The sequence below is a fragment of the uncultured Roseibium sp. genome (genome assembly GCF_947494555.1).
Taxonomy (GTDB): domain Bacteria; phylum Pseudomonadota; class Alphaproteobacteria; order Rhizobiales; family Stappiaceae; genus Roseibium.
Window position 1 is genome coordinate 24,174 of the sequence record NZ_CANLVF010000006.1, and the last position, 12,341, is coordinate 36,514.

General features: G+C 56.3%; 10 protein-coding genes. All 10 read left to right on the plus strand.

Features of this window, described 5'->3' with window-relative positions; all coding sequences use genetic code 11:
• The first annotated feature begins 139 nt into the window (after positions 1-139).
• The 10 genes from tssA to icmH all read left to right on the plus strand — a co-directional run bounded on the left by tssA (position 140) and on the right by icmH (position 12,339).
• Entirely contained in the window at positions 140-1,855 is a 1,716-nt protein-coding gene (gene tssA, locus Q0915_RS25165) for a type VI secretion system protein TssA (RefSeq protein WP_299483459.1), read from the plus strand.
• A gap of 151 nt (positions 1,856-2,006) precedes the next feature.
• A complete protein-coding gene (gene tssB, locus Q0915_RS25170) occupies positions 2,007-2,528 on the plus strand; it encodes a type VI secretion system contractile sheath small subunit (RefSeq protein ID WP_299483461.1) in 522 nt (173 codons plus the stop codon).
• A gap of 70 nt (positions 2,529-2,598) precedes the next feature.
• A complete protein-coding gene (gene tssC, locus Q0915_RS25175; RefSeq protein WP_299483463.1) occupies positions 2,599-4,080 on the plus strand; it encodes a type VI secretion system contractile sheath large subunit in 1,482 nt (493 codons plus the stop codon).
• A gap of 87 nt (positions 4,081-4,167) precedes the next feature.
• Positions 4,168-4,581 (plus strand): type VI secretion system baseplate subunit TssE, encoded by a 414-nt coding sequence (tssE, locus tag Q0915_RS25180; protein WP_299483465.1) that lies wholly within the window; start codon positions 4,168-4,170, stop codon positions 4,579-4,581.
• Positions 4,582-4,613: 32 nt separating this feature from the next.
• Positions 4,614-6,362 (plus strand): type VI secretion system baseplate subunit TssF, encoded by a 1,749-nt coding sequence (tssF, locus tag Q0915_RS25185; RefSeq protein WP_299483468.1) that lies wholly within the window; start codon positions 4,614-4,616, stop codon positions 6,360-6,362.
• Positions 6,359-7,426: a type VI secretion system baseplate subunit TssG gene (tssG, locus tag Q0915_RS25190; protein ID WP_299483469.1), complete on the plus strand. Its 1,068-nt coding sequence runs from the start codon at positions 6,359-6,361 to the stop codon at positions 7,424-7,426. The genes tssF and tssG overlap by 4 nt, the downstream gene beginning before the upstream one ends.
• A 56-nt stretch (positions 7,427-7,482) precedes the next feature.
• Positions 7,483-9,480: a type VI secretion system-associated FHA domain protein TagH gene (tagH, locus tag Q0915_RS25195; RefSeq protein WP_299483471.1), complete on the plus strand. Its 1,998-nt coding sequence runs from the start codon at positions 7,483-7,485 to the stop codon at positions 9,478-9,480.
• A complete protein-coding gene (gene tssJ / locus Q0915_RS25200; RefSeq protein WP_299483473.1) occupies positions 9,462-9,971 on the plus strand; it encodes a type VI secretion system lipoprotein TssJ in 510 nt (169 codons plus the stop codon). The genes tagH and tssJ overlap by 19 nt, the downstream gene beginning before the upstream one ends.
• Before the next feature lie 116 nt (positions 9,972-10,087).
• The gene (gene tssK / locus Q0915_RS25205) at positions 10,088-11,425 is read left to right on the plus strand and encodes a type VI secretion system baseplate subunit TssK (RefSeq protein WP_299483475.1); all 1,338 of its coding nucleotides are present in this window, start codon (positions 10,088-10,090) and stop codon (positions 11,423-11,425) included.
• A gap of 74 nt (positions 11,426-11,499) precedes the next feature.
• Positions 11,500-12,339, plus strand: coding sequence for a type IVB secretion system protein IcmH/DotU (icmH, locus tag Q0915_RS25210; protein ID WP_299483477.1), 840 nt, complete (start codon positions 11,500-11,502; stop codon positions 12,337-12,339).
• Positions 12,340-12,341: the final 2 nt, after the last annotated feature.

Genomic DNA, 12,341 nt, shown 5'->3' on the forward strand with positions numbered 1-12,341 from the left:
GTCATCAAGATCCCCGCAACAATTTCTTCTGAAAAATTATAAATTTTATAAACAGGTCACTGGCTGATCGCTACGAATCCCAGAATCAGTTTAGAAACAGGTGACGTTTCTTACTTCCAAATTGCTCCGGAGTATCTTGATGGCTGACGAAGAAGCCTTGGCGACACTCGAAGATCCAAGAGCAGAGGTTGGCCGTGCCAACCTGGAGGCGCCGGACGGACAGGAAGAATTCCGCGACTCAATGGAGTTCGAGGAGCTTGAAGCCGAGTTCCGCAAGATGGAAACCGACGGCCCCACTGCCGTCAGATGGTCCCAGTTGAACGAGGACACGCTCAAGGTTCTCAAGACAAATTCGAAAGATCTGGTTCTGGCGACCCGGCTGGCATTCGGTCTCTTTGTCGAGGAAGGCTATCCAGGTCTTGCGGTCGGCCTCGTTATTCTGCGCGACATGACATCCACGCAATGGGAAACAATGATCCCGCCGGTTCGCCGAGAGAGGGGTCGCGCCGGAGCCTATGACTGGCTGGCAGAAAAGCTTGCGCCGATGGTGGAGGCAAAGCCGCCGGAGGGAGCACATAATGCCGAAATATACATTGCACATGAGGCGCTGCTTGAACTCGACACCACGCTTGAACAAAAGCTCACAAAGTCGCAAGCGGCCCTTGGACCGCTGATTCGAGCGCTTCGACCACTCGCCAAGGACGCCAAGGCCGCGCTCGAAGAACAGAAAAAGGCGCAAGAAGCTGCCGAAGCCGGGCCCGAAACACCGGCAGAAGACAAGGCGTCAGAATCTTCCGAAGACGCAGCGCCCGCCGAGAGCGCAGCAGTTGCGCAGGCCCCGCCCCAAGAGGCAGCTCCTCAGGTTCAGGAAGCGTCTCCGTCGCCGACACCAACTCCGCCGGCCGCGGCAGCTCCCGCTGCGCCAGTCGCTGAAATCAGTGTCGATACCTCAAATGCCACCGCTGCCCTGCAGGCGGTTTTCAATGCCGCAACAAAGGCGGCGACAACGGTTCGTCAGCAGACACCGACCGATGCCAGAGGTTATTACGCGGCACGGTTTGCGCTGTGGGGCCGGCTTGAGAATCTGCCACCCGATACTGACGGAAAGACTGCTCTGCCCCCTCCTCAAAAGCCGAAAGTTGCCGAAATCGCCGCCTTGAAGGGTGCCGGCAACAACGAGGCACTGGTCAAGGCTGCAGAGTCTGCATTCGTCGCGTCTCCCTTCTGGCTGGACGCGCAATTTCACCTCGCATCCGCAATGGCAAGCCTCGGAGGTCCTTATGAGGCTGCCCACAAGCTTGTGGTCGGCGAGCTGGCAGGCTTTCTGATGCGCTTCCCCGGCCTGTTGAGCCTGTCGTTCAGTGACGGAACCGACTTTGCCAGCATGGAAACGCGCGACTGGATCGCTCAGGAGGTTCAGGCCGGGGGCGGTGAGGCCAGCGTTGCCGGTTCGGATCTCGACATGGCAAATTCCGAAGCGGTTCAACTTGCAACGGCAGGCAAGACGCTTGACGGCCTCAATGTCCTCAAAAGCCACTTGTCGTCTTGCAGCGCCGGCCGCGACTGGTTCGAAACGCAATTGAAAATTGGGGAATACTGCCTTCGTTTCGAACTTATACAACAGCTTTTTGCACTGCTAAATTCGCTTCGCACTATCGCGGTAGAACGTGATCTGGCACACTGGGAACCAGAACTTGCAATCGCTCTTGCACGCCTTTCTTGGCAAAGTCTAGCGCACAAAAACGCGAGGCAATTCCTTCCAGACGCTGATGCCGTTCAGTTGCGCACCAGTACAATGGAAACTCTTGCACTGCTTGATGTCGGCGCTGCCGTGGAGGTGACCGGGAGGAAGTGAATTAAGAATGGCTTAAAGCCGAAAGACTAAATCTCTCAGCCATCTAAATGGAAGTGACACATACACGCAGTAATGATGTGTCATTCGATGGCTAGCGGTGTTCGGCGACTTTTGCCTGCATGAATTGGCCTGTCTGACTACGGGGGACGTAATGTCTAAAGAAGCTTCAGTCGCACCTAAAGAACGTGTGAATATCAAATACAAGCCGGCAACGGGTGATGCCAAGGAAGAAGTCGAGCTGCCGCTGAAAATGGTCATGCTGGGAGACTATACGCAGCGCGCTGACGACACACCGATCGAAGACCGCACTCTCATCAACATCAACAAGGACAATTTCAACGAGGTCATGAAGAGCCACGAACTTGCTCTTGATCTTGCCACAGAAAACAAGCTGGTAGACACGCCGGAAGGCGAGGAAGCAGCCAATCTGGCAGTCTCGTTGAAATTCGACAATCTGAGCGATTTCACGCCAGAGTCGATCGTGCGCCAGACGCCGGAACTCAACAGCCTGCTCGAACTTCGCGAGGCACTGGTGGCCCTGAAAGGTCCGCTTGGCAACGTACCTGCGTTTCGCAAGGCCATTCAGGGTGTGCTCGGCGACGAGGCGGCGCGCGAAAAGCTTCTGTCTGAACTGACTTCCGCAACCGGTTCTCCTGACGAATCGTCCGAATAACCGAGCACTGTCCAACGGGGCCGGGTACGATACCGGCCCGATCCGACGTTCCAAACGACGAGATTTACGCATGACCGATATTGACGCACAGGGTGCAGCGGCCCAGACAGAAGAACTTGATGCTTCTTTGCTGGACCAGATCCTCCAGGAAACAAAGCTCACGCCCGCCGACGAAGGCTATGATGTGGCGCGCAAGGGCGTCGCTGCCTTCATTTCGGAACTTCTGAAACCGACCGCGGGCGACAGCCAGGTCAACGGTGCGGCTGTCGACATGATGATCGCGGAAATCGATCAGAAACTGTCGAAGCAGGTTGACCAGATTCTCCACCATGAGGAGTTCAAGACGCTCGAGTCGGCCTGGCGCAGCTTGAAATTCGTGATTGACCGGACCGATTTCCGCCAGAACATCAAAGTCGAGATGATGAGTGTCTCCAAGGACGAGCTTCTGGAAGACTTTGAAGACAGCCCGGAAGTCGTCAAGTCAGGGCTGTACAAGCACATCTACACTGCGGAATACGGTCAGTTCGGCGGCCAGCCCGTTGGTGCGATCGTTGCAAACTACGATTTCGGTCCAAATGCTCCGGACATCAAACTGGCACAATACTGCGCAAGCGTCGGGTCCATGTCGCATGCCCCGTTCATCGCGGCTGCCGGTCCGTCCATGTTCGGTGTCGACAGCTTCGAGGAAATTCCGAACCTCAAGGATATGGAATCCATTTTCGAGGGGCCGAAATACGCCAAGTGGAATTCGTTCCGCGAGTCGGAAGACGCTAGATATTTCGCCCTTGCCATGCCGCGCTTCATGCTGCGCACGCCCTACGGGCCAGAAACGGCACCCGTCAAGGCCTTCAATTATGAGGAAGAAGCCGAGGGCAAGAGTGACAATTACCTGTGGGGCAATGCTTCCTTTGCGCTGGCAACAAAACTAACCGACAGTTTTGCAAAATACCGCTGGTGCCCGAACATCATCGGCCCGCAATCCGGTGGGGCCGTCGAGGACCTTCCTGTCCACACGTTCGAGGCCATGGGACAGTTGCAAAGCAAGATCCCGACGGAAGTCCTGGTTTCGGACCGGAAGGAATACGAGCTCGCGGAACAGGGCTTCATTTCCCTGACGATGCGCAAAGGCAGCGACAACGCGGCCTTCTTCTCCGCCAACTCCGTCCAGAAGCCGAAATTCTTCGGCAACACGCCGGAAGGCAAGGATGCCGAGCTTAACTACAAGCTCGGAACCCAACTGCCCTACATGATGATCATCAACCGCCTGGCGCATTACATCAAAGTGCTCCAGCGTGAGAACATCGGCAGCTGGAAAGACCGTGGCGAACTTCAGTCCGAGCTCAACAACTGGATCCGCCAGTATGTTTCGGACCAGGACAATCCTTCTGCAGACGTCCGGTCCCGCCGGCCACTGCGGAAAGCCGAAATCACCGTATCGGATGTTGAGGGTGAACCCGGCTGGTACAGCGTGTCGATGGCCGTGCAGCCGCACTTCAAATATATGGGTGCCGATTTCACTCTGTCGCTCAAGGGCAAGCTCGACAAGTCCTGATACCCGATCAGTAGATCGGATTTGCAGTAACGACAGGTGCCGGCCACAGGCCGGCGCCTTTGCTGCTTGGAGGGGGAACTTTTCCGGATGGTTGTAAGTCTGTTCCAACGGCTGGAAAACGACATTTCAGGGTCCAACTATCGCAATGCGGACGAGTTTGAAGCGGCTGTTCTGGAAAGCGTCCTTGAGGACCTGCGCGTTTTGCTGAACAGTTCGGCAGGATGCTGCGAAATCAGTCCGCATTTCGGTCTGGCCGACTTCAATTCGATCACCAAGTCGCACCAGGACACCGCGACGGAGATCTGCCGGGACATCGAACGGCAAATCCGGGAGTTTGAACCACGGCTGCAAAATCCCATTGTCCGTGCCGTGAATGATCCAGATAAACCGCTCGATTTCATTTTCAGCGTGGAAGCGGAGTTGAATCTGGGCGACAGTTCCAAACGAATCCGGTTCAATTCGATACTCGACAATAGCGGACAAATCAGGGTCAGTGCCTAGAGCGCCTGGCGACAAAAGGGCAATTTTCGGGAATGGCGATCAATTCATACTATCGCGACGAGCTGAACTACCTGAAGGAAATGGGCCGGGTCTTCGCCAGGGCCAATCCGCGTCTTTCCAAATATCTTGCTGACGACCCACTTGATCCGGACGTGGAACGCCTGCTGGAAGGGTTTTCATTTCTCGTCGGGCGCCTGCGACAGCGCCTCGATGCCGAAATGCCCGAAGTCGCGCTCAATCTGCTCAAATTGGTCTGGCCGCACTATCTCAGGCCGGTTCCGCCAATTACCCATATCGCATTCTCACCGGCAGAAGATTCATCCGATCCTTCGACGAAGGTACCAAGAGGCACCTTCGTCCAGACCAAGCCTCTGGACGGCAACGCGGTCAGGTTCCAGACGCGCTGTGACTTGCAGGTTCTTCCCATCAAGCTGATGTTTGCCGAACTTGAAAACCAGCGCGACAGTTCCCGGCTCACACTCAGTTTCCGCAAAACCGGCGGGAACAACCTGCAGGCCCTCGCCGAAGCACCTCTGCAATTGTTCCTGGGCGCGAGCAACGATGCGGCCTTGTCGCGCGAACTGTTTTTGCAGATGTGTAAACGCCTTACCGCCGTTGAATTCAGCGCGGATGGCGGACCTTCAAAACCGACGGATGTGAAAGTCGTTCCGCTTGGAATGGAACAGAACGAGGCAACGCTTCCCTACCCGGAAGGGTCTTTCGACGGTTTCCGGATCATGCAGGAATATTTCTCTTGTCCCGAAAAGTTCATGTATGTCCGGCTCCATGGACTCAATGCATTCGCAAACGAACCTGTCGATGAATTTCAGCTCGTGCTGCACTTTTCTCAAAGGTTCAACAATCAGGACCGCATCGGCAAGGACGCGATTGCGCTCAACACGGTGCCGGCCATAAATCTTTTCGAGACCGAGGGGCAGGCCCTGCACGTTGCGCACGACCGAACGGAATATCCGGTGCGCGCATCCGGCGATCGTTCCGCCTTCAGCGTTCACCATGTGGTCAGCGTTACCGGCTGGATCCAGGGAAGCAACAAGCGGGTAAACTACCAGCCGTTCGAATCCTTCTCCCACGACCGGGCGAGCAATGCCGAGGATTCTCTCTTCTACCGGACCGGTATTCGCCCATCCGTGCTCGGAAACGGTGTTGACCAATATGTTTCGTTTGTGACACGCCTCGATGAAAACGGCGTCCCGCCGACGGAGACGATTTCGCTTAGGCTTTTGTGTTCGAACGGCGAGCACGCATCCCGATTTGGATTGGGTACGGTCAATCAGCCAACGTCGACCACGCCCGCGAAGCTCCACTTCCAGAACATCACGCCGATACAGTCAGAAGTGCCACCGCCGCTTGACAACCAGGTTCTTTGGACGCTGATCGCCAACCTTTCGCGCAACTACGCGTCCCTGATTGACGTAGAAGCTCTCAAAACCGTCGTCGGTGCTTACGATTTCAGGGCCTACATTGACAAACAGGCGGCGTTGCAACGGGAGCTACTGCTCCAGAACTTCCAGAAATTCGAACGCAAGACGGTCGACATCTTCCGGCAGGGGCGCCCGACGCGCGCTTACGAAATCGTCTTGTCGATGTCGGAGACCGCAATGGGGGGTGAAGCGGAGCTTTACCTTTTCGGGACTGTCCTCAACCGGTTCTTGAAGTCTTATGCAAGCATCAACAGCCTGCACCAGCTCTGTGTCATCGGCACCGATGCGAACGTCATTCATCGATGGAGCCCGTCTTTCGGGGACGCGGACCTCCTATGAGCCTTGACCCCTCCTCTGACACCGAGGCCACACCTCTGGATGCGGCGCTGGCCGAACGGCTCAAAGGCACCCAATTCTTTCAGGCGCTCTACCTGATCGGGCTGCTTCATCCTGAGCTGCGCGAGATCGGTCCCGGCCATGATCCGGAAAAAGAGGTCGTGAGATTTCGCGCGAGCCGATCGCTCAGTTTCGGTGCCAGCGACATTTCCAGCATCGACTACGAAGAGGCATCGGACCGCTTCGACCTCAGAGTGAATTTTTTCGGCCTCTACGGCCCAGCTTCCCCGCTGCCGCCCTATGTCACCGAGCGGATTATAGAACGCGACGAGTACCCTTCGGCAGTGGAGGATCTGCTCGATCTGTTCAACCACAGGCTGATCTCGCTGCTTTACGATATCTGGCGGAAATCCCGGCATTTCGTGCGCTACGAGGGACACGGTCTCGATCCAACGTCCCAATGCATGCTTGCCTTGTGCGGATTCCCGGTGGACGAGCGCGACACGCTCGGCAATGTGGATCGCAGTGCAATCCTGCCGCATGTCGGATTGATGTCTCACTATGCAAACTCCCCGGAAACGATTTCCTCCCTGCTGACGAGCTTCTTCGAGCTGCCCTTCGAAATCGTTGAGTTCGTGACCAGAACCGTGGACATCCCGCCCGAAGCCAGAATGGAACTCGGTGTCGAAAATTCGTTGCTGGGTGCCGACATGGTTCTAGGCGAAGAGGTTGAGGACGACCTTGGCAAGTTTCGGCTCAGACTGGGTCCGGCGCCATTCGACAAACTGGAAGAATTTCTGCCGCACGGAGATCAACATGCCGTGCTTGTCGACCTGTTATCGATGATTGTACGGGACCCCATCGATTGGGATCTCGAGTTTGAATACGAGTCCGACAGCATGGAACCGGGACAGCTCGGGACGTCACGACTGGGAAACAATATCTGGTTGTCGGATTCTGCTGACGGTCCGTTGGAAAATAATGTTCAAATGTCCCCAGCGACATCCGACACTACCGTTTCCAGCGGGATTCAGCCCGTGCTAGAACAGGCGGGTGGGAATGCATAACAGGGCGAATCACTCCAGTGAAGAGAATCGGCCTCGGGCAGGATGCAAGTTTAGGTATGAGTCACTCTCTTACTCTTGTTTGCGACAAAATCGGATCCCGGCACCAGTTCGGGCCGAATGGCGGGGTCTTCGGCAGATCCCGGAAATGCGACTGGGTTCTTCCTGATCAAGACAGGCATCTTTCATCCGTTCACGCGCGGATACTCTTTCAAAACGAGACGTTTGTTCTTGTTGACGAAAGCACCAACGGGACTTTCCTTGAAGGGCACTCAGCTGCGATCGGACGCGGCAAGGCTGTCAGTCTTTCGCCCGGCATGACGCTGCAGGCAGGCCCCTACCAGTTACGTGTGGAGAGCATCCGGACCGACCCGTCGGGACAGCAAAATACGTTTGGCACGAACGCCGATTCAGGAAGACGTCAATCGCAACCGGACGCAACGCCGCTGCACCTCGATACACTGGGTGCCAGCCGTCCGCAGACACCGTCTCTGGACCCGCTCGATCATCTGGGAGGCGCTCCTTCAGAGCCGCTTGCGCCTGTTGCTTCGGTCCAGACGGACGCCGCCACGATACCGGAACCCGTCGCCTATTCGGTTCCAACCCGGCCAACGCAAGCGGCTTCTCCTGGAGACGTAACTCGAATTCATCCCGTTCAACCGGCACAGCAAGGTGCACAAAACCCGGGCGCCGACCAAACCCGCTTTTCATCGGCGCAAATGCAGCCAGATCTCAGTTCGCTATTGCCGGAGGCACCAGTTTCAGCACCCATTCCGGCTCAAGCACAATCCGCCCCCGCGACACCACAAGCCGTACAGGTCGCAGAGCCTCCCTCAATACAACCTGTAGAATTGCCTGCGGAAAACACCGCAAGCCAGAGTGCTTCATCGGCATCGTCCACGGGCAACATTATTCCCGAAGATTTTCTGTCCGGGATCGCGGGCGGCTCGACAGCACCCCCGGCGCCCGCACCATCGGCCCCGCCTGCAGCGGTTTCCAATCCTCAGATACCTGCAAACGCGTTGCCGGTCGATGTGTCTCCCGATGAAGGACAATCGTCGGCGAAACCGTCAGAGAGCGTAATCCCGGACGGGGCCGACTTTGGTTTTGACCCGCCAGAGACCACAACGCCGGTTCCGGATGTACCCTTACCTCCCACTCCTGCTGCAGTCGTTCCAGAGCCTTCCAGAGCAAGCGCGCCCGTCTCGTCGGCAACGCTCAATCCACTGGAAGCATTGAAAAAGCGACGTGCACTGCGCGAGGCGGAACTGGCTCAGAAAGCCAAGGCGCGAACAGCGCCCCATACGCATGTGCCTGAGGTCGGTGTCACGCCCGGTCCGTCCGAAACGCCTGCCGGACTGCCATCGGCGGCATCGAAAGACGGTGGCAGCAAGTCCATGGCGCCACCTGCGCAATCCGGTGCAACAACGGGACAACCAGCCACACGCACAGAAGAGACTGCCGTTTTTCAGGCTCTGCTGTCCGGACTCGGCTTCAAGGATGTCTCCGTTACAGAAGAAGATCAAAGCGTCGTAGCGCGAGAAACCGGCGAGATGGTGCGCGAACTCGCAAACGGACTGATTGCGCTTTTGAGTGCCCGGAAATCCCTGAAGAGCGAATTCCGGATGTACGAAACCCGAATTCAGCCCGAAGAGAACAATCCGTTCAAGCACTTCAATGTCGGGGAGCTCGCAATCGACGAAATGCTGTTTTCGCGCAAGGGTGGATTTCTGCCTCCGGCAGAGGCCGCTAAAGAAGCCTTCAAGGATCTGCAGAGCCAAAACATGATTACCATCGCCGCCACGCAAAGGGCGATGAGATTGCTTTTTGAAAGCCTGTCACCCGAGACGCTTGCAGGCGAAGAAGACGAAAGCGGACTTCGGCTGAAAGGACTGGGGTCTCGAAGAGGCAAATGGGAGGCAGCGAAGGAGCGTCACGAAAGACTGCGCGCCGATTTCGACGCGATCGTGCGCCAGACGATAGCAGAAGCATTTGTCCAGATTGAAGAAGAACAGGCCAGACAACAGTCGCAGGACTTTTGGGGGACCAGAAAATAATGATAATTTCCCGGCGGGATTTCCTTGGATTATCGGGCGCGGCCTTGTTGCTGTCGCAAGCCGCCTGCTCCAGAACGCCTCCGCCCACTCCCATCAAAATTGACCTGCAAGCTGACGAGTTCATCAACCCAAATGAAAACGGCGATCCTGCACCGGTGGTTGTTCGCGTTTATCAGCTCAAAGAAGTCACTGCATTCGAAGGAGCCGAATATTTCGATCTGGCTGATGACGACAAGAAAGTGCTCGGCGGTGACCTCATCGGTGTCCAGGAGTTCGAGTTAACACCCGGGGAAACAAAAGATTTCAACCGTGACGTCTCTTCCGAAGCGACGCATATTGGGGTAATTGCAAGTTTCCGGGATATAGATTCGGCACAGTGGCGCGATACAATTGAACTGCAGCAAGAAAAGAAAAACGATTTTGTCATTTACCTGACAAGTCTTGCCGTACGTATACAAAAGCTACGGAACCGCCGGCTTGGTGTCTTCTAGCGTCTCGAAATTGCGCCAGTGGCGGCCAAGTCATCTGGCGCTTTCTACTCGGCTGCGGACAGCATTCAGAGGCGGTTGCTGGACTATGTACCAAGAAAAACCTGCGGAGATGGGCAGTGAATGAAAGCCTGAAACCACTCTGGCTCGAGGGAATGTTTCTTCGGCCCCAGCATCTGCAACAGCACGACCGCTGGTTTGAAACGACGCTCGAGCAACGGGTTCACGACCTGCAGCCTTATGCCTGGGGGTTGCGCCAGATCAGTATCGATTCCGAAGCCCTCGACCTTGGCCAGTTCCAGATCAGCCTTGCGGAGGCCGTTTTTCCGGACGGGACGTCCTTTTCAACAGAAAAAAACGGGGTGATTTCGACCGCCCGGCAAATCACGGTTGAGGACCAGGGCAAACGCGTTTTCCTGGCGCTGCCACTCAAGTCCGCAGGGCAGCTTGAGCTCGGCGACAGCGAAAAAACGCACCGCCGCTACTCCCGCCAGACAAGTGAAGTCCGGAACACGAACGAAGCAGACAAGCCCCAAGCCGCCATTGCCGTCGGCGCATTGACCGCACGTATCGTGCTTGAGGGCGAGAGCCTGGATGAAACAACACATCTTCCGGTCGCGGAAATTGAAACCGTTTCGACGCAGGGCCAAATCAAACTCTCAGAAACCTATATCCCACCCATCCTGAATGCCTCGGCGAACCCGTTCCTGATTTCGCAAGTCGACCAGGTTCGCAGCCTGTTGCGCAAACGCGGTGAAATGCTGGCATCCAATACCTCGGGTCAGGGTGAAACAACCAGGTCGGGACTGCTGGATCTGCTGGCGCTCAGCATCACCAACAATTACGAAGTCCTGTTTGACCATATCTCGACGTCCGGCCGGCATTCGCCGGAGCTTATTTTTCGCGAATTCATCAGCCTGATCGGGACATTTTCAGCCTATGGCGCCGATGACCGGCGGCCACCGGAATTGCCGGCCTACGATCATCTTGATCTGCGTCTCACGTTTCAGAAACTGGTCGCGATCCTGGACAACCTGCTGAGCTTCGTCATCGAGAAGAATGCGGTCAACATTCCGCTGTCGAAACGCGACTACGGTGTGTGGCTGGGCGAGACCACAAACAAGATGATCTACTCCGAGGCCCGCACATTCGTGTTGATCGCCCATGCGAATGTCAGTCTGGAAGTGCTGCGCACGCAAATGCCGATTCAAATCAAGATCGGGCCCGTTGAAAAGATACGCGAACTTGTGAACCTTCAACTTCCGGGCGTTGCCATTACCCCGATGTCAGTGGCTCCCAGACAGATCCCTTATGTACAAAATGCCGTTTACTTCGCCGTTGATGTTGATAACGAGCTTTGGCCTCAAATGCAGTCGTCCGCAGCCTTTGCGTTGCATCTCAGCGGTGACTATCCTGGTCTAGGTCTGGAACTCTGGGCCGTACAGAAGGGGCAGTAACCCGCAGCATGACAGACGACGACCTGGATCAACCAACCGTCGCTCAAAAATTGAGCCCCAGAGCCCGGACCTCGATGGCCGAGTCACAGGGTGCTTATGCTGGTGAGGAAGACGAGCCGACCATTGCATTCGTCTCGCCGACAGACAACTCCGCGCCTGCACCCGGCGTACCTGCTGGCGGGCCGGGTGGTGACCTGCAATCCACAGCCGGGATCGTCCGGCAACTCGACCCTGATCCGGAACGGATCATCGTACGCGCGGCCGCACCGCTGCTTTTGATCATTTCGCAGATCCGCAATTCGATCGAGCAGGCCGATGTCCGCTCCCTGCGGCAGGAAGTCGTCGACGAAATTGACCGTTTCGAACAACTCGCGCAGCGCAACGGCGTTGCCGCAGGAGATATCATCGCCGCCCGCTATATTCTGTGCGCGACACTGGACGAAACCGTTCTGATGACACCCTGGGGCAGCCGAAGCGAATGGAGTTCAAACAGCCTGCTCAACCAGTTCCACAACGAGACCTGGGGTGGTGAAAAGGTATTCAGTATCCTGGACCGGATCCGGGGAGATGCAAAAACAAAACTTCCGCTTCTCATTCTCGTGCACACCTGCCTGATGCTCGGCTTTGAAGGCCGGTACAGAGTGCTTGAGGGCGGGCGCAATCAGCTTGAGGACCTTCGCAACGAGTTGTCACGGCTGATCCGCCGCAACAGCAGCCACAAAGTCGACGAGCCGCTTTCAAAAAATGCCAAAGGCACGCAGCAGGGCAACAATGTCAGGACTTTACCGCCCTTCTGGATCCTGCTTGCAATTGGATTTCTGCTTCTGGTCGTCGTGCGCGGCTACAGCGATTTCATACTGGATGGCGAACTCGTGGAAGCTCTCAGCGCCATCAATTCTCTCAACAGGCTTTAGGA